General features: G+C 39.4%; 19 protein-coding genes. 9 read left to right on the plus strand and 10 right to left on the minus strand.

Features of this window, described 5'->3' with window-relative positions; all coding sequences use genetic code 11:
• Nucleotides 1–66: 66 nt before the first annotated feature.
• Both ACEW8O_RS16755 and dusB read right to left on the minus strand, forming a co-directional pair.
• Entirely contained in the window at nucleotides 67–963 is an 897-nt protein-coding gene (locus tag ACEW8O_RS16755; RefSeq protein ID WP_373495773.1) for a DMT family transporter, read from the minus strand.
• Nucleotides 964–1,965 (minus strand): tRNA dihydrouridine synthase DusB, encoded by a 1,002-nt coding sequence (gene dusB, locus ACEW8O_RS16760; protein ID WP_373495774.1) that lies wholly within the window; start codon nucleotides 1,963–1,965, stop codon nucleotides 964–966.
• Between the two features lie 37 nt (nucleotides 1,966–2,002).
• Between dusB and ACEW8O_RS16765 the strand changes: the two genes are divergently transcribed.
• The 5 genes from ACEW8O_RS16765 to ACEW8O_RS16785 all read left to right on the plus strand — a co-directional run bounded on the left by ACEW8O_RS16765 (nucleotide 2,003) and on the right by ACEW8O_RS16785 (nucleotide 6,066).
• Nucleotides 2,003–2,944: a lysostaphin resistance A-like protein gene (locus tag ACEW8O_RS16765; protein WP_373495775.1), complete on the plus strand. Its 942-nt coding sequence runs from the start codon at nucleotides 2,003–2,005 to the stop codon at nucleotides 2,942–2,944.
• On the plus strand, nucleotides 2,937–3,143 hold the full coding sequence (locus tag ACEW8O_RS16770; protein ID WP_373495776.1) for a DUF2007 domain-containing protein: 207 nt from the start codon (nucleotides 2,937–2,939) through the stop codon (nucleotides 3,141–3,143). The genes ACEW8O_RS16765 and ACEW8O_RS16770 overlap by 8 nt, the downstream gene beginning before the upstream one ends.
• The gene (locus ACEW8O_RS16775) at nucleotides 3,127–3,984 is read left to right on the plus strand and encodes a phosphatidate cytidylyltransferase (RefSeq protein WP_373495777.1); all 858 of its coding nucleotides are present in this window, start codon (nucleotides 3,127–3,129) and stop codon (nucleotides 3,982–3,984) included. Before ACEW8O_RS16770 ends, ACEW8O_RS16775 begins: the two co-directional genes overlap by 17 nt.
• 71 nt (nucleotides 3,985–4,055) lie before the next feature.
• Nucleotides 4,056–5,333: a Glu/Leu/Phe/Val dehydrogenase gene (locus tag ACEW8O_RS16780; protein ID WP_373495792.1), complete on the plus strand. Its 1,278-nt coding sequence runs from the start codon at nucleotides 4,056–4,058 to the stop codon at nucleotides 5,331–5,333.
• 73 nt (nucleotides 5,334–5,406) lie between these two features.
• Nucleotides 5,407–6,066, plus strand: a complete 660-nt coding sequence (locus tag ACEW8O_RS16785) for a phosphatidylserine decarboxylase family protein (protein ID WP_373495778.1) — start codon at nucleotides 5,407–5,409, stop codon at nucleotides 6,064–6,066.
• A 1-nt stretch (nucleotide 6,067) separates the two neighbouring features.
• On the opposite strand, the gene ACEW8O_RS16790 is transcribed toward ACEW8O_RS16785, so the two are convergent.
• From ACEW8O_RS16790 to ACEW8O_RS16805, 4 genes are all read right to left on the minus strand, one after another.
• Complete coding sequence (locus ACEW8O_RS16790; protein ID WP_373495779.1) at nucleotides 6,068–6,817, minus strand: PmeII family type II restriction endonuclease; 750 nt, start codon at nucleotides 6,815–6,817, stop codon at nucleotides 6,068–6,070.
• Entirely contained in the window at nucleotides 6,814–8,244 is a 1,431-nt protein-coding gene (locus ACEW8O_RS16795; protein ID WP_373495780.1) for a DNA cytosine methyltransferase, read from the minus strand. Before ACEW8O_RS16795 ends, ACEW8O_RS16790 begins: the two co-directional genes overlap by 4 nt.
• A 378-nt stretch (nucleotides 8,245–8,622) precedes the next feature.
• Entirely contained in the window at nucleotides 8,623–9,087 is a 465-nt protein-coding gene (locus ACEW8O_RS16800; RefSeq protein ID WP_373495781.1) for a Clp protease ClpB, read from the minus strand.
• 165 nt (nucleotides 9,088–9,252) lie between these two features.
• Entirely contained in the window at nucleotides 9,253–9,630 is a 378-nt protein-coding gene (locus tag ACEW8O_RS16805) for a hypothetical protein (protein WP_373495782.1), read from the minus strand.
• 262 nt (nucleotides 9,631–9,892) lie between these two features.
• On the opposite strand from ACEW8O_RS16805, the gene ACEW8O_RS16810 reads away from it, so the two are divergent.
• Nucleotides 9,893–10,495, plus strand: coding sequence for a trimeric intracellular cation channel family protein (locus tag ACEW8O_RS16810; RefSeq protein WP_373495783.1), 603 nt, complete (start codon nucleotides 9,893–9,895; stop codon nucleotides 10,493–10,495).
• Nucleotides 10,496–10,580: 85 nt separating this feature from the next.
• Nucleotides 10,581–11,177: a hypothetical protein gene (locus ACEW8O_RS16815; RefSeq protein ID WP_373495784.1), complete on the plus strand. Its 597-nt coding sequence runs from the start codon at nucleotides 10,581–10,583 to the stop codon at nucleotides 11,175–11,177.
• A 41-nt stretch (nucleotides 11,178–11,218) separates the two neighbouring features.
• Here ACEW8O_RS16815 and ACEW8O_RS16820 read toward each other — a convergent pair whose 3' ends face one another.
• Nucleotides 11,219–12,031, minus strand: coding sequence for an ion transporter (locus ACEW8O_RS16820; RefSeq protein WP_373495785.1), 813 nt, complete (start codon nucleotides 12,029–12,031; stop codon nucleotides 11,219–11,221).
• Between the two features lie 309 nt (nucleotides 12,032–12,340).
• Here ACEW8O_RS16820 and ACEW8O_RS16825 point away from each other — a divergent pair, with 309 nt between their 5' ends.
• The gene (locus ACEW8O_RS16825) at nucleotides 12,341–12,970 is read left to right on the plus strand and encodes a hypothetical protein (protein WP_373495786.1); all 630 of its coding nucleotides are present in this window, start codon (nucleotides 12,341–12,343) and stop codon (nucleotides 12,968–12,970) included.
• Between the two features lie 471 nt (nucleotides 12,971–13,441).
• Nucleotides 13,442–14,509 (plus strand): hypothetical protein, encoded by a 1,068-nt coding sequence (locus ACEW8O_RS16830; protein ID WP_373495787.1) that lies wholly within the window; start codon nucleotides 13,442–13,444, stop codon nucleotides 14,507–14,509.
• Nucleotides 14,510–14,647: 138 nt separating this feature from the next.
• Here ACEW8O_RS16830 and ACEW8O_RS16835 read toward each other — a convergent pair whose 3' ends face one another.
• The 3 genes from ACEW8O_RS16835 to ACEW8O_RS16845 form a co-directional block, all read right to left on the minus strand.
• Nucleotides 14,648–15,292 carry a class I SAM-dependent methyltransferase gene (locus ACEW8O_RS16835; RefSeq protein ID WP_373495788.1) on the minus strand — a complete coding sequence of 215 codons (645 nt, stop codon included), beginning with the start codon at nucleotides 15,290–15,292 and terminating at the stop codon, nucleotides 14,648–14,650.
• Nucleotides 15,293–15,307: 15 nt separating this feature from the next.
• On the minus strand, nucleotides 15,308–16,528 hold the full coding sequence (locus tag ACEW8O_RS16840) for a nitrate/nitrite transporter (protein WP_373495789.1): 1,221 nt from the start codon (nucleotides 16,526–16,528) through the stop codon (nucleotides 15,308–15,310).
• 123 nt (nucleotides 16,529–16,651) lie between these two features.
• Nucleotides 16,652–16,774 (minus strand): TraR/DksA family transcriptional regulator, encoded by a 123-nt coding sequence (locus tag ACEW8O_RS16845; RefSeq protein WP_373495790.1) that lies wholly within the window; start codon nucleotides 16,772–16,774, stop codon nucleotides 16,652–16,654.
• Nucleotides 16,775–16,911: the final 137 nt, after the last annotated feature.

Here is a 16,911-nt window from a genome sequence, read left to right on the forward strand (position 1 = left end):
TCTCCCGTCTTCGGTCTTCCGTCATATAGGAAAGAAGGCTAAATTCCCACAAGAGTGGATATTACTTCACCTCCTATTCCCGACCCAAACTCCAAAAATAACAGCAATGATCCCAAAATAGTGTCCGGCCAATAAAACTTCTCCATCAAGCAATCCCCACATAATGGCCACAACAGGGATCAAATATGTAACCGAACTTGCGAAAACAGGGGTTGCTACCTTGACCATGACATTGAACAGGATCAAGGCCAATGCGGTGCCTACTATGCCCAATATGGCAAGATATCCTGCTGCCTGAACTGCCCCCTCCACATGCACCAGCTTAAAAGAAAATTGTGTGGAAGTGAAGAGAAAAATAAGGGCCAAAGGCAAAACTATGGACAATGAAATGGCTGTGATCGCCACGGGTTTCAATTCCACAAATCGATATTTGATGATGTTCAGGTTAAGCCCATAACAGGCACATGCCAAAAGCACCAACAATGCATAGGCATTGATCTCGGAAAAATTCCCCAATCCACCTTCTTTGACCATCATGAGGATTACGACACCTACGAATGCAATTATCAATCCTATCCCATTCCTCCGTGTAATTCTTGACTTGAAAAACAAGGCTCCTATAATCACCACAAAAAGTGGCGTCATGGCATTAAGTACACCCGTCAATGAGCTACTTAGCTGAGTTTGCGCTTTGGCAAATAGGAATGCTGGGATAAAACTCCCGACCAATCCCACGATGATAAGATTTTTAACCTGCCTTTTATTCAAACCTTTAAGTCTCGGCAAGGAGAGGGGCAATAGAACCATTCCTGCAAAAACAATTCTCAAGGCACCGACTTCGCCAGGCGAATACACTTCCAAACCTCTTTTGATCAGGATAAAAGAACTGCCCCAAACCAAGGCCAAAACGATAAGAAATCCCCATGCCTTCAGGGCACTCTCTGATTGTATATCTCTATCCATTTAGGAAGTGGGTGAAAACTGAAAATCAGCATAAACCTCTTCCACCTCTTCCAATAGGGCCGCAACTTCCAAATAACTTTCAGCGGTAACCATTTGTGTCCTGAATGGTTTGAAATTGGGCATCCCTCGGAAATAATTGGTGTAGTGCCTTCTCATTTCCAAAATCCCCTGCTTCTCTCCTTTCCATTCAACTGAAAAATCAAGGTGTTTTTTGGTTATCCTGATTCTTTCTCCGAGATCGGGACCGACAAGCTTTTCACCTGTTTCAAAATAATGTTTGATTTCATTGAAAATCCATGGATAGCCAATGGAAGCTCTGCCTATCATCATCCCATCCACATTATATTTTTCACGGTATTCCTTTGCCCTTTCCGGGGTATCAATGTCCCCATTTCCAAAAACAGGAATATGTAACCTTGGATTTTCTTTGACCAGGTTCAAATAAGACCAATCTGCCTCACCTTTGTACATCTGCTGACGGGTACGTGCATGGATACTGATGGCCTGAATGCCTACATCTTGCAATCGCTCTGCCACTTCCACAATTCTGATGGTATCTTGGGACCAACCTAACCTTGTCTTTACAGTAACAGGAATATTCACGCTTTTGACAATTTCGGAAGTCATTCTGACCATTTTGTCAATGTCCAACAAAATCCCGGCCCCTGCACCCTTGCAGGCAACTTTATTGACAGGGCAGCCATAGTTGATATCCAATATATCAGGACCTGCTTCCTCGACAATGCTTGCGGCTTCACGCATGGACTCTATTTCATTCCCAAAAATCTGAATTCCTATCGGCCTTTCATATTCAAAAATATCCAGTTTCTGAACACTCTTGACGGCATCTCTGATCAGTCCTTCTGAACTTATAAATTCAGTGTACATCAGATCTGCACCGTTTTCCTTGCAGACTGCCCTGAACGGTGGATCGCTGACATCTTCCATCGGTGCCAAAAGCAAAGGGAATTCCCCTAATTCCAAGTTTCCTATCTTTACCACTTTGTAATTATAATTTTCGTGTAAATTTACCGCAATTATGCAGATTTATAAAACCCAAACCCCCATTGCTTCCAAAAGTAATTGGCTTTTGTCTTTGGTAGTAATGGTATTGATCACCATTGGAGTACTATTCTTATTACAAGGCCTTGGCCTTTTACTGATCAATCCCCTCTTTGGAATCCCTTTAGATGAGCTGATGGCACTGGTTACAGGCCAATCAAATAACCCTGACGGAAGGATGGCCTTTCTTTTTGTTCAGGGCCTGGGCGGCGGTTTGGGCTTCTTTTTTGCAGCCCTGATCATTGCCAAATTAGTGGACAAAGCAGACCTTGGTTGGCAACAACAAATGGATCGCTTTAAGTTCATAGGGTTTGCAATTACTGTTGTGGTGATGATCGGAGGGATACTTGTCAATGGCATGTTGATTGAATGGAATGCAGGAATCAAGTTTCCGGATTTTTTAAGCGGTCTTGAGCAGACCATGAGAGAAAAGGAAGATGAACTCATGGCGATGACCAAATACCTGACTGATTTTGACAGCACTTCAGAGTTTTTGATGGGCCTGTTGGTCATTGGTGTCCTAGCGGGATTGGGAGAGGAATTTCTTTTCAGGGGAGTCCTTCAGCCCAAACTCCAATATTATACCGGCAATGCCCACGTGGGGATCTGGCTGGCAGCTTTTATATTTTCTGCAATACATCTACAGTTTTATGGTTTGTTTCCAAGAATGCTGCTAGGGGCAATTTTTGGATATTTGTATTATTATTCGGGCAGTTTGCTATATCCTATCATTGCGCATATTCTGAACAATGCGTTTACTGTAATGTTGGTTTATTTGAATAAATTGGGAAAAATCGAATTCAACATTGAAGAATCAGAGCAAGTTTCTTTACCTTTTGCCTTACTGGGATTGGTTATATTGATTATCAGCATGAAAGTTTTTAAAGAAAAAAACCAAAAAAAACTTATCCATGAGTAATTGGCAAAAAGTATTTTCTGATGGTTCACCTGTAAGGGCTGAGATCGTCAAGTCGGTATTGGAAGAAAATGAAATTGCTGCAGTGGTCCTGAATAAAAAAGATTCCGTCTATCAGATTCATGGACAATATGAAGTAATGGTTCCAAAAAATGAATTTCTAAAAGCGCTAAATATCGTAAAATATGAGATCTCCTTTTAGGATGAGGGAACGCTTTAATATCAACAACTACAGTAATTTGGGCCAAAGGGTCATTACAGGTTTGATAGGAGCGGGAATTATTGTAGCGGGGTCTATTTACAGTCCTTGGCTGTATTTTATCATATTTGCTCTTATTTTAGGATTCGCCCAAATGGAATTCTATAAATTGTCCGGGCTGGATGGCATGCTGCCACTGAAAAGTTTCGGTACCTTTCTTGGTGTGGCAATATTCGCACTCTCATTTTTTATTGGTATGGAACGTTTGGATGAGAAATTTTACTTTCTGATCTTCCCATTAGCCTCATTGGTGTTTTTCATCAAACTTTATCGCAAATCAGACAAAAAGCCATTTACCGGAATAGCATTTACCTTCTTGGGAATATTTTATGTAGCAGTCCCGTTTTCATTGCTAAATGTCGCTGCTTTCTCAGTTGACAGTTCCTTTCACTATGAGGTTATCATTGGCTCATTATTTATACTTTGGGCGAGTGATTCCGGGGCATATTTTGCCGGAACCAAATTCGGTAAGACCAAGCTTTTTGAAAGAGTTTCACCCAAAAAATCCTGGGAGGGTTTTTTGGGGGGAGCAGCTTCTGCTTATCTGATTGCCTATTTTCTGGGCAAATATTTCAACTCTATTCCCGAATGGCAATGGCTGGGAGTGGCCACTATCATTATCATTGCAGGGACTTATGGAGACCTGATCGAATCCCTTTTTAAGCGAAGTATTGAGATCAAAGATTCAGGTAAATCCCTACCGGGCCATGGAGGCTTTATGGACCGTTTTGACGGTTTGCTATTATCCGCCCCATTTATAGCTGCATTTTTGAAAATCTTCTAATTTTAACCCTCGGTTATTAAAATTCTCCTTAATATTGTACCAAACTTCATAGTCAACTAAACAAACCCAATCTGGCTTACATTGAACCGGCTCCTATCAAGGACAAAGAAAATCCTTTGGAGTCCATGATGGAAAGATTTCACATCGCGGCAGAAAAACTTGGCCTCTCAGAAGAGGTTTACAATGTGCTGAAGAATCCCGCCAAACAAGTTATAGTATCGTTACCTATCACCATGGACAGTGGCAAAATCCAGGTATTTGAGGGTATTCGAGTGATTCACTCCAATATCCTTGGCCCTGCAAAGGGAGGTATCCGATTTGCACCGGATGTCCATCTTGATGAGGTAAGGGCGCTGGCTGCGTGGATGACTTGGAAATGTGCTGTTGTGGATATTCCATATGGGGGAGGCAAAGGAGGAGTGCGATGCAATCCAAGGGAAATGTCTTCCGGGGAAATTGAAAGACTGATGAGGGCTTATACCTTGGCCATGATTGATGTGATTGGACCTGACAAGGATATCCCTGCACCTGATATGGGAACAGGACCCAGAGAAATGGCCTGGTTGATGGATGAATACTCCAAAGCACACGGCATGACTGTGAATGCAGTGGTCACCGGCAAACCACTTGTCTTGGGCGGTTCCTTGGGAAGAACGGAAGCCACAGGACGTGGTGTAATGGTAACAGCGCTTGCAGCAATGCAAAAACTTAAAATCAATCCTTTCCAAGCAACATGTGCTGTACAGGGATTTGGAAACGTAGGGTCTTGGGCCTCCAAATTGTTGGAGGAAAGAGGTCTGAGAATAGTGGCCATCTCTGATATTTCAGGGGCATACCACAATGAAAACGGTATCGATATCCAAGAAGCAATTGCTTACAGGGACAGTAATAAAGGGACATTGGAAGGATTCAAAGGTGGAGAGAAACTCACTGATCCCATGGAACTATTGGAGCTGGAAGTGGATGTGCTTGTGCCTGCAGCAGTGGAAGATGTGATCACCATTAAGAATGTAGATAAAATCAAAGCAAGGCTGATTGTGGAAGGTGCCAATGGCCCAACATCAGCGAAAGCAGATGCCATCATCAATGAAAAAGGAATTATGGCCGTACCGGATATTTTGGCCAATGCAGGGGGTGTGACTGTCTCTTATTTTGAGTGGGTCCAAAATAGACTTGGGTACAAGTGGACCGCTGAAAGGGTCAACAGAAGGTCGGACAGAATCATGAAAGATGCTTTTGATCATGTATATGAAGCTGCTGTGAAATATAATGTACCTATGAGAATCGCTGCGTATATCGTTGCCATTGACAAAGTTGCTAAAACCTATACTTACAGGGGAGGATTCTAATCCGGCCTGAAAAGAAAGTTTGTTATATTTGAGCTGTGGATGGGAACATTCACAGCCTTTTAAATTTATCAATATGTCTATACACAAAGAAGGAAGAACCTTACTCTTTTGGCTGCTGATCATTCTAGCGGCCATTAATTTCGGACTCTATCAAATCATCCCTGAACAGGAAACCACCTTGAATCTTGTGCTGCTTTTCAGTATCATAATTTATATTCTTATCCTTCAATTTTTTAGGAATCCTTACGTACAGCTACCTGATGAGGACAGACTTGTTTTTGCACCTGCAGACGGAAAAGTCGTAGTCATAGAAGAAACTAACGAGGACGAATATCTTCATGAAAAAAGAAAGCAGGTATCCATTTTCATGTCACCCATCAACGTCCACGTTAACCGCTCCCCCATCAAGGGCATCGTGGAATATTTCAAATACCATCCCGGCAAATATCTGGTCGCCTGGCACCCGAAATCCAGTCTTGAAAACGAAAGAACCACCATGGTGCTTAAGCATGCAGGTGGGGTCAAAATCCTTGTAAGACAGATAGCAGGTGCTGTGGCAAGAAGGATCAAATGGTATGTCAAAGAAGGAACCCCGTTGGCTCAGGGAGGTGAATTCGGTTTTATCAAATTCGGTTCAAGGGTAGATGTATTTCTCCCATTGGATGCAGAGGTTTTGGTAAGTATCGATGAAAAAACCAAGGGTGGCAGGACGCCGATAGCGAGGTTGAAGTGATTTAATAGGTTTTTGAGTTAAATTCAATTAGCTTTTCCCAATCTATTGAACCATCAGATTTGCAGTAATTTATAGAAAACTCTGCAACAAACTTATTGACCATCTTGGAGTACGAATCTATGAATTCGTCATTTCGTTCTTTGGCTTGGAAACCAATTGGCACTATCAGTTTTTTATATAGTTCTTTATCTCCAGAAACATATTCCCAAAAAGTCTGACCACAAAGCTTATAGTAGTCTCCTTTGGATTTATATTCGGTTTTTGGATTGGATCTACCATAACAACAACCATTAACCGCCTTCACATTTATTGATGAACCAGATGTTTTAAGAACTTTTCTAGCGGTGTTGAAATTATCAACCATTTTTTTTATTTGACTATCGTTACCCCAGTTTGGCCCAGACTTTATGGTTACTATATTTCGAATTCCCTCGTGGTCAAATTCCAAATCAATCCCTGAGATTCCAGACTTTCTACCCTTGAAAGCCTTTTCATTAACGAAAATTGCAAGTCCTTCCAACCATTCCCCAAAAATCCCTTCCTCACTTGAGGAAACAAACGCATCAACTATCCCTAAAATCATATCATTTGCAATCAAAACATTTTTAGCTTTGAACAGATATGGGTTTTTCTTTTTTAGGACATCCTTTAACTTAAGTTTGTCCAATTTCTCTATTCTTTTTTTATGAAATGACCCTATGTTAAGTCGGACATAATCTTCGACTTCATTTATAATTTCAATATTCTTCATAGACCAATTTCTAGTTGCCCCATTTCTTTTACAACCATTTCTTCCCAATGTTTTTCATTCGTATAATTGTATCTGGAATACCTGAAATTAGTATAAGGTTCAAGCTTTTTATCTTGTGACATTTGATTAATAAGCAAATCCCCAATAGCTTTTCCGAGTCCAACAGGGACAGCATTTCCAATCTGCTTATATTGTTCAAGTAAGGTACCTTCAATTTCCCAGTCATCAGGAAATTGTTGTATCCGCTTATATTCATTAATACTTAGTGGTCTGTCTTCCTCTGGATGGGCAAGATCTGTAGCAGGCATAGCAGGATGTGTCACTAAAGTGGGAGAAGGTTTATCCCAATCTAGTCTTCTGAGAAAGCCAGTTCTACCTCCCTCCGAATAATAAGTTTTACCCAAAGCTTCCTTTTGAATGTCATCCGGTAAATCTCTCCAATTTTGGCCAGGCTTAAGCATTTTATAGTATTTAATCCTTTTTTCAGGAAAATTTAAATGGCGATCACCCAATTTATCCAGTCCTTGTATCGCCTCCCTAAAAGTTTTCCATTTTGGCAATCCGTATTCACCATTTTCTGAATGTGTAGGTTGTAGGTAAGGTATCTTTTTGCCTTCACGGCTGGCAATAATGATTACCCTTTCCCTTTTTTGAGGAGTCCCAAAATTTGCAGTGTTATACAGGTTAAATGAAACAACATAACCATTTTTTTTCAAAATATTTAAAACATGTAATAGAGCACCTCCCTTTCTTTCTTCAAGTGAAAGGGGGGGGAATGAAGCTCCCCGTTCTTCATGTGGACGATGTTTTAATGGTGCCGATAAAATCCCTCTCACATTTTCAATAACTGCAAAACGAGGGTTCAATTCCACTATTAGATTAACAAAGGTTAGGAATACATTTCCCCTTTCATCTTCGAATCCTTTTCTTTTCCCAGCAGTACTAAAAGCTTGACATGGAGGGCCACCAATAACTAAATCTATTTCATCTGTGCTGCTTAATCCCGCTTTACTTCTAATGTCTTGGGATGTGTAGTTTCTTATATCTCCAATTAAAGCTATTTCAGGTTTGTTTTTAGTAATTGTCTTACGACATGATTTATCTACTTCACAAGCTAATAAAGTCTTAAATCCAGCTCTTTCAAGTCCAATATCCAAACCCATAGCTCCTGAAAAAAAAGAAAGTGCAATGGGATTCTTAAACTGAAGTGTATCGAAATCGGAATTTGACGCTAAAGATTCTCTGTCATTGACATACCCGCTATTTGATTTGGATTTATAATCCTCCAGTGCAGCTTCATTTAAAATCCAAACTTTCCCAAATCTTTCAGCATAAATTTTCTGATTTCTGCAAAGGTTTCGTACTTGTTGAGGTGTCAAATCAAGTTCTTTCGACGCTTCTTCGACTGAATATTTGGTACTGTCCATAGTTTCTTTTAGGAAAATATTTTAGGTACCCAAGGTAGGTATTTCTTATAAATTTACCAGTAATTTTTAGACAAGTTGGAAAAAAATTATGGTGCTATTTTACATAATAAGCTCCTCGTGATTTGCAATCGCGAGGACAGATGAATGAAATTTGCAATTCCAATTGAAGGGCTAAAACCAGGATTACAAATCCTGATTATCTGGATTCGCCATTGCAAATGGCGAATAGCAGCTCCTTGTGATTTGCAATCGCGAGGACAGATGAATGGAATTTGTAATTCCAATTGAACGCATCTGCCAAGAACTAGGATTACAAATCCTAGTTATCTGGATTCGATACCGAGTATTCGGTATCGAATAGAAGCAATAGCCTAAAAATCACCCCTTGACCTTTTTCCAATAAAAATACCCCAAACCCAGCGTGCTGAGCAAAAAGATAAAGGTGGTCCATTCAAATATCCTTTTATCGGATTTCTTTTCTGTTACTTGAAGGTCTTTTTCTTCAAGGGATCTTTTGAGCATGGCTATCTCTCTTTCTTGCTTTTGGGAAATGAACTTGTAATCATTCTTTTCATAGGTGATCTCTGTTTTTTCGATTTCACTCATTAATCGCAGTTCCTCCATAATCTGATTGTCCTTCTGAATGATGCGCTGCATCCACTCATGGGAATCGATCATGTCTTTCTTGGTCCTGTTTCCGAAAATCCCCGTTTGTTTTGACTCCGAAGCTTTCCATTGTCTGTGCATACTTTCCCGTTCCTCTATCATCCTATCCAATTTTGCCTGAGCAAATGCAATGGATGGAATTAAAAACAACAGCACTAAAAGGTATCTCTTGAACATGTTTTCTAAATAATTTTGATTTTTATTGAACATAACTGCAAAATGAATTGAAAGACTCTTGCCGTAGGTTTAACTTTTCAAATCAAATACCAATTATGACGTAATTCTGTTAGATATTACCGGAACAAACATACCTTTTCAAAATACATGCCGAAAAAATAAATGCTACTTTGACTTCAATTTTTTGTTATCCCTTCTTTTAAAAGCTCCCTTTTTCCTTTTGTTGTGAGTATAAAAATTATATAGAAAATTGATGGCAAAAACGAAAATGGTCAAGGGCACGAACATATCAGGCAGCATGGTCTTTATTCCCAGCAAGATTACAAGGGAAGCTAGAATACCCGATTTGTAAGTAGTATGGCTTTCCGGATATATTTTTCCAACGAGGTACAGACTCAAAGATTCAATAACTATTGTCAGGATGATCAAATAAGTAAGCATATCCCGTATGGTAGCGTCATTGGACCAAACCACCCAAGCAAGCCCTGCGGCAACCAATATCAAACTTGCTGATTGTATGGAAGTATTCAGTCTTTCTTTCATGGGATTGGGGGTTATTGATTGGCATTAAGTTAAGGTAAATATTCAATCAGACCAAATCCCAATTCGGAGGAGGTATGAAGTTAGGTTAGAAGCGAGAACCGAGAGATTAGAAGCGAGACCTTTCTGCCCTCCGGAGAGAGAGTCGAAAACCGAGAATCGGGATTAAAAAACAAAGCCTATTCCGGTGGATATCAAAGAACCAAAAAAGTTGAACTTTTGTCAAAAAATTTCTTGTTCATTTGGGAATTAAATGATCAGATTGATGGATTTACAATACCCCTTGGAATTGGTAGGAACATTTGTATTTGCGATATCGGGTGCACTTGCCGTCAGAGACCGGGAACATGACCTTTTTGGTGCAGGGTTTACAGGATTTATTACGGCCATAGGCGGAGGTTCGCTGAGGGATGTGCTATTGGGCTCCTATCCTTTGGTCTGGATAGGTGATATTCATTTTTTGTATGCAATTTTTCTTGGGGTTTTGGCTGCATTTATATTTCCAAGAATTTTACTAAAGCTCAGGAAAACCATGTTTTTGTTTGATACTTTAGGAATTGCATTCTTCACTGTACTGGGAGTAGAAAAGTCGCTTAGCCTTGGTGTAAGGCCCGAAATTGCAGCCATCATGGGGATGTTTACAGCAGTCATGGGAGGGGTTATTAGGGATACCTTGACCAATGAAATTCCCGTTTTATTCAGCAAGGAAATATATGCCTCTGCCTGCCTGACAGGAGCTATTCTCTATCTGGTTTTAAATTATTTGGGATTGGAGAGGGATTATAATTTATTGATTTCCATTGCAGTCATCATCAGTATCCGGTTGATTGCTGTCAAATACAAACTGAGTTTACCAAGGTTGGATTGAGTGTTTCTAAACTCAATTCAAGGATGGGTTTGGCGGTTAAAATATTTAGAATTAATTTGACGTTATAGTTCATATTTCCCTTCTCATGAAACGATTCATAGTTGTTTTTTCTTTGGTGTTCTTTTCCTCCTGTCTCAGTGAGGATTTGGCAGAGGTGGAAGAAATCATTTCTGAAAATCCAGGTGAAACAGAAAGTTTAGATTTCTGCGAATTTGACCTTGCGGATGTAGAAGGAGATTTTAGCTTGTTTACCACATGGGAGTTTGTTGGATTCCAACATGTCACCACCAAGAAATTTGACAAATTGACCTGTATGGCCCGGGCCTCTGATTTATCCCAAAAGGGAGAAGTATTGGATGACATGCAAAAAATCATACTTAAACTAAGCGAAGACGGGAAGTCTGTTGCCTGTGGAGAAGGGCTGACATTTCAGGTTGAAAGCATTTCAGCAAGTTTTAATGGCTGCTACCAAGAAGGGTTTGACGGGATTGCTATGCATATCCTTGAGGAGTCTTTGGAGTTTTTTCCCGGGTTTAACACCCTGCCTGTATTGGCATTCAATGAACATTTGATCAATTCCCTGAACAATGCAAAAGTCTATCATATAGAAAGCAACAAAATGTTTCTATATGGAAATACAGCAAATGAAAGGTTGGTGTTTTTGGCTTTAGAGGAAGATTAGACTGACGGCATTTTTAAAACAAAGGAAATGCTTTGAGAATTTTAAAGCTTCTCACCGCAATACTTACAGTAAGCTGCATCCAAGTCGTGTTCCGATTGGTGGCATGACTTACATTCTTTTCCCCTCCTTCTATCTTCTTGAAATTTTGCAGATGTCAATTCTGAAGTTACTATCCCGGTAGGGACCGCAATAATGGCATAACCCAGTAACATGATCACTGAGGCGAAAAATTTGCCCCAGGGTGTGATGGGTGTGATATCCCCGAACCCAACTGTGGTGAGCGTGACAATGGCCCAATACATGGACATACCGATACTAGTGAATCCATTGCCCGGTCCCTCGACAATAAACATAATCGTTCCCATAATCAACACAATGGTCATAACAGAACCCAAAAACAGTTGGATTTTAGTCTTGCTGTTTTTCATGGCAGTTTTCAGGGTCTCTGCCTCCTTCATGTACCTGCCCAACTTTAAGATCCTGACAACCCGCAATAACCTCAAACCCCTGATGACTACCAATAGCTGCGTATTAACCAAAAACAGACTTAAAAAAGTCGGGATTATAGCCAACAGATCCACGATGCCATAAAAGCTAAAAATATAACCCAGCTTTTTCTTGCTCAACCAAAGCCTCAACCCATATTCAATCGTAAACAGGATGGTAAATACCCATTCCAAAATTAAAAATTCACGATGATATTTAATGTTGAGACTTGGTTCTGAATCCAGAATTACCACGACCAAACTCGCCAAAATCAAAACAAGAACCACTAAATCAAAATTCTTTGAAGCCCTATCATTGTGCTCAAAAACAATATCGGCTAACCGGGATTTGGAAGGGAATAAAGGCATAGGTCAAATTATTAAAGTTTGAAAATACAATTTTAAATATGCTATCCCAACAGCTAAGGCCTTTCCAACATCATAATGCCAGGGTTATTATATTATTAGGTAGGAAGTGTTTCACTTAACTTATTGTTTCAGATTTATAATACTTATTGCCTCAATGAATTAATCCATCTTTCCCATTGATTTCAAAAAATTATCTTCCTGTTTTTCAACCCGTTAAATAGGCGAAATTAAAAACCCTCAAAATTATTTTTCCCCTTGCTTGACAAGAATTTTTTTCTGACTAATTTTCTCGCTCAAAATAAATCCTCTATGAAAAAAATCTTTGTGCTGGCATTATTTGCCCTGCTTTCACTCCCACAAATTTCAAGTGCCCAAATTGAAAAAGGTGGAAAAATCATTGGTCTGAACGGATTGTACGCAAGGTCAAATCCAAAGGGTTATAGTAATAATGAATCCATAACCCAATCAAACGGAAACCTAACAGCCTATCAGTTGCACTTGGTAAACGATGGATTTGCCATTGGTTATTTTGTAGATTTTCGGGGAAATGCATATAAAAACAAGAATTCCAGTACAGGTACAGACATATTCTATAAAACCAATGTTAATAGTATAAATCTGGGACCATCATTCAGGTATTTTTCATCCATTGGTAAATCAACTTATTTTTATCCGGAACTGTCCTTAGGTGTGGGCAGAAATTGGACAGGTTATGAACAAAGAAATAACAGTAACACAACTAAAGAAAGCTCCGGAAGTACCAATTTGCTGGGTGAGTTCAGTTTGGGGATTGCCCATTTTTTTGGACCAAATGTAGCCATTGATGGAAAAATCGGTTACGGCAGGGCGGGCATTTTAAACAGTAATGGAAATACCGGTTTAGGGGCTTTAGGTGCTCAGATTGGGTTGTTGGTGTTTTTGAAAAAAAAGTCTGAATGAAAAGGATAAGCTTCAAATTAACCTGAAATAGAATTCCACTTCATTAATCGGAACATCAATGAAACCTACAAGGACTTTTGCAGGTCCTGTAAGCCTCCGAAGGTTAAGAAAAATTGAATTAAAAAATCAATACTCACCCATATCTATTACCTATTCATTCCAAATGATTCCAAGTCTTCATTTACACTTTTACCATCCACAAAATCAAAGTGAAACTATCATACTTAACTTGTTAAAAATTGCTTTATTTCCTCAAGATTAGTCCGATTGATTTCCCAAACATCTTATTTTCCTTTTATGTCAGGCTTTGTTTCAATATCTTTGTGATATGTAAAGAACTGAACATATTTTTTTGATTATACCGGTTAGTTGGGATAATTGCTTTTTTAAGCTATCGGAATATCCTTCAAAATTTACTGACCTGGTATTCATGTGTTAACAGCACAGGAATTCACCATAATGAAAAAAACTATGAATACACCTCAAATGGAACAAATTAACGAGCTGCAAGAAGAAGATCAAACACCTGTCAATAATAAAGTACTGATTGCCTCATACCTTGATGATGAATCTCTGACCGGCACAATTATGGACTCAGGAGTGGAGGCGGATTGGATATATTTGGAAAAAAAAGAGGAAGACATAGAAAATGTTTTCAATTTTTTGACTTTAAAGCCCGCCATTAACGAAGCTACGCAAGAAGAACATGGGTTGATTATCGGCGTGGAACCAAATTTTGAAAGGATTGCTTTGGCGGTCAGAAAGTATAAAAGAGGCGCATTTGTGGTATTGAACAGTCATCAGGTGGCTGCCATTTTATTAAAAATCTGGATGGATTCGGATAAATATGAAAACCTGATCTGTGTCAAATCCATTCATACGTCTGATCTGATAGAGTACATGGCCATCAAATCAGGATTGAACTGTATCAGTGAAATCATTGAACCCGGAGAATTGAAAGATGCTATCAGGGAAGTACAGAAGACTGCTGAAAATGAACCCATTTGTGGTTTCAATATTGATCAACAGGTTTTTCATACCGATCTTGAGTTTTCGGATATCATTATTTCCATTGCCCAGAAAGAAATTGAATTGAGGGAATCAGGATTGACCTTATTTGACTATCTCCTGGAAATTTATCAGGAATTCGGATTTTACAAAGAAAAAACCATAGCAGTCGATATCAGTTCAAAAACCCAAAAAACGCATCTTCTTTCCATCATGGACAAAATCAGGAAGAACCCTAAATACCTGGAGTCCATTTTTCCCCTGAATACCATTACAGACTATAGAAAAGGAAGCAAAATCAGCATCATGACCGATAAGGTCAACTCCTTCACAGGAAGCAAGGAAAATATCCTGACAATGGAATCTACCAACAATCTATCAGTTACTTTTGCCCCTTCGGACACCAAAATGACCTACTATATCAGTATCAAGGGTGGGGTGACCTCAAAAGAAAAATACGCGGATAAAAACAAAGAAATGGATGAAGAAATTCTCAAAGTGATTCAGATGCTGAACAGGGGGAATCTGTGATTTGAGGATGTGCTTCTAGCTATTAGAGATTTTCCTGCAATTTGTAGGAAGATCGAAGTCGGAAGTAGGAAGTCACATACATTTAATGATTTATCCTTGAATTAAATTGAAATTAGACTATTGGCATAATTACATACTTCAATATTTAAAAACATCCCACTCTTCATTTGTCCAAAGCACCATTCTGTCACCGAAAACTTCGGAAGATTTAAAACTGAATTTATTTCTGATAAAATTCACTGTTTTTTCGCTGTAAAAGAATACATGGGTAGGATCGTTTTTATAATACCAATTTTCAAATTTAATTTCTTCCCTGTAGAGCAAAGTCATACAGATCAGTTTTCCATTGGGCTTTAACAGTTTTTTCAATGTTTCAAATTCTTTGCCGGGACTATAAAAATGTTCGATGACTTCACAGGAAACGATATAATCATATTGGATTTTAAGTGCAGTCTTGTCTGCTGCAAAAAACGGATCGTATTGATTTATCCGGTAACCCGAATCCTGTAGCACTTTTGAAATCACCGGGCCGGTTCCGGAACCGAAATCCAAGCCAATTGATTCAGCGGTAAAATTTTTCAATACATAATCTGAAATGGGAGAAGTGAAATTTTGATATCTTGGATCATTTACATCATTGTTGTGCCTCTCGTAATGTTTCTTTTCCTCTTTAGCGGAGGGCCAGAATATACTGTCCATCAACCGGGCATCACAGGTATTACAGGCAAAATATTTTTGACCCACCCTTACGGTCAGTTTACTATTGCAAAGTGTACAGTTCATTTAAAAATTTTTCTTTCACCTGTTGGATTGTCCCGGATCTTTATTTTTCCCTATTCTGTTCAATTTAAACTTCCACTTGGCCCTGGAGTGCTTGGGAATAGATCGCATAGATTGGAAAATGATCAAAAGTAACATCACCAAGGAAACAGGAAAAACAGTCTGAAAACCCCAACCCGCATCCAATATTATCCCAAAAAGAGCCGGACCTACCGCAGAACTCAGCACCATAATCGAGGTAAAAAGACTCCTGACCGTGCCTATATATTTTTTGCCAAAAAACTCTACCTGCAAGGCTGCCACTATCGCGTTGCCAAAGCCTACAGAAATCCCCATCATCACCATATACACATACATGGCCCAAGTGTTGGGAACCAACCAAATCACCATCAATGCTATAAAATAAGGGATAAGGTAAAAAGGGAAAAATGTCCTAGCGCTGTATTTGTCGATCAGCGGCCCGGCCGTCAGGATGCTTGTAGAACTTGCTATTGCAAAAGCAGTCAAGCCGCCCGCAATAATACCCGGATTCCATCCTTTGAATTCCACTATGGGAAATTGGTAGAAAAACAGGCCTGTAATGGCAAATGGGATAAAAAAGATATTGGGTGCCAACAGCCAAAATTCCTTAGACCGCATGACATCCCTTTGCCGGACTTTATCTATCTTTTTTTCTTCGGTCAAAGAATCTACCTCTTCATCTGACTCCGGGACCAAATGTTTTGGTTTGACTGCAAATAAAGTAAATACGGTGACAACAAGAGATACCAATGCAGCATTCAACCACAATGATTCCCTCCATCCGATTTTTCCAATGACTACCAATATGAGGGCGGGAAGAATTGCCTGTCCCAATGGATGGCCCAAAGAAGCCAAACTGATGGCTTTTCCACGGTTCGCTTCAAAATACCGGGACATGGAGGTAATGGAAATATGGGAAAATAAACCCTGTCCCGCCAATCTCAACCCAAAAAATGCAATCGGTACATACCACCAAGCCTGGGAGAAACTGAAAAACAACAAGGAGGCCACAAATAGGGCAGTGGTGGCCAAAGTGAAGTTTTTCAAAGGAACCGTATCGATCAGCTTGCCAACTTTAGGCAACATTGCGGCACTCACGATTGTGGCAACTCCATAAAATGTACTGATCAGCCCATTGGAAAGCGTAAATTCCTCCATGATAAATGGGACATATAGCGCCAACAAAAATGTCTGCCCAAAACTTGATAAGGCTGTCATTATAATCCCAAAAATGACCATAACGGTGTTTTTTTTTAAAAACGCTAGGTAGTTCAAAGGCCGATAGATTGTGGGAAAAGAAATTCTCTATATCAAAAACAAATCTACAATAAATTATTTCCCTTATCTTCTTGAGGCGCAGTTTATGCAATGATTACTTTCCGGCAGAAACAATAGGCGGTTAATATTGATTTCATTGCCGCATCGGATACATTTCCCAAACTCAGAGGTTCCCGGTTTGCCCAACCAATTGTTTTAAAAAAACCTAATTTAATTTTAAAACAATCGATTACGGAAACAAATAATGGACTCATGTTTTAAATATGGAGGTTAATTTAGAATAAAATTCTGTTTTTGATCGAAAAATGTTAATTTTGTGGTCT

The sequence above is a fragment of the Aquiflexum sp. genome, from assembly GCF_041749095.1.
In the GTDB taxonomy this organism is placed as follows: Bacteria; Bacteroidota; Bacteroidia; order Cytophagales; family Cyclobacteriaceae; genus Aquiflexum.

Coding starts and splice junctions, on each gene's coding strand:
- ACEW8O_RS16755 (WP_373495773.1), bottom strand. CDS start 963: ATGGATAGAGATATACAATCAGAGAGTGCCCTGAAGGCATGGGGATTT.
- ACEW8O_RS16765 (WP_373495775.1), top strand. CDS start 2,003: ATGCAGATTTATAAAACCCAAACCCCCATTGCTTCCAAAAGTAATTGG.
- ACEW8O_RS16770 (WP_373495776.1), top strand. CDS start 2,937: ATGAGTAATTGGCAAAAAGTATTTTCTGATGGTTCACCTGTAAGGGCT.
- ACEW8O_RS16775 (WP_373495777.1), top strand. CDS start 3,127: ATGAGATCTCCTTTTAGGATGAGGGAACGCTTTAATATCAACAACTAC.
- ACEW8O_RS16785 (WP_373495778.1), top strand. CDS start 5,407: ATGTCTATACACAAAGAAGGAAGAACCTTACTCTTTTGGCTGCTGATC.
- ACEW8O_RS16790 (WP_373495779.1), bottom strand. CDS start 6,817: ATGAAGAATATTGAAATTATAAATGAAGTCGAAGATTATGTCCGACTT.
- ACEW8O_RS16795 (WP_373495780.1), bottom strand. CDS start 8,244: ATGGACAGTACCAAATATTCAGTCGAAGAAGCGTCGAAAGAACTTGAT.
- ACEW8O_RS16800 (WP_373495781.1), bottom strand. CDS start 9,087: ATGTTCAAGAGATACCTTTTAGTGCTGTTGTTTTTAATTCCATCCATT.
- ACEW8O_RS16805 (WP_373495782.1), bottom strand. CDS start 9,630: ATGAAAGAAAGACTGAATACTTCCATACAATCAGCAAGTTTGATATTG.
- ACEW8O_RS16810 (WP_373495783.1), top strand. CDS start 9,893: ATGGATTTACAATACCCCTTGGAATTGGTAGGAACATTTGTATTTGCG.
- ACEW8O_RS16815 (WP_373495784.1), top strand. CDS start 10,581: ATGAAACGATTCATAGTTGTTTTTTCTTTGGTGTTCTTTTCCTCCTGT.
- ACEW8O_RS16820 (WP_373495785.1), bottom strand. CDS start 12,031: ATGCCTTTATTCCCTTCCAAATCCCGGTTAGCCGATATTGTTTTTGAG.
- ACEW8O_RS16825 (WP_373495786.1), top strand. CDS start 12,341: ATGAAAAAAATCTTTGTGCTGGCATTATTTGCCCTGCTTTCACTCCCA.
- ACEW8O_RS16830 (WP_373495787.1), top strand. CDS start 13,442: ATGAATACACCTCAAATGGAACAAATTAACGAGCTGCAAGAAGAAGAT.
- ACEW8O_RS16835 (WP_373495788.1), bottom strand. CDS start 15,292: ATGAACTGTACACTTTGCAATAGTAAACTGACCGTAAGGGTGGGTCAA.
- ACEW8O_RS16840 (WP_373495789.1), bottom strand. CDS start 16,528: ATGACAGCCTTATCAAGTTTTGGGCAGACATTTTTGTTGGCGCTATAT.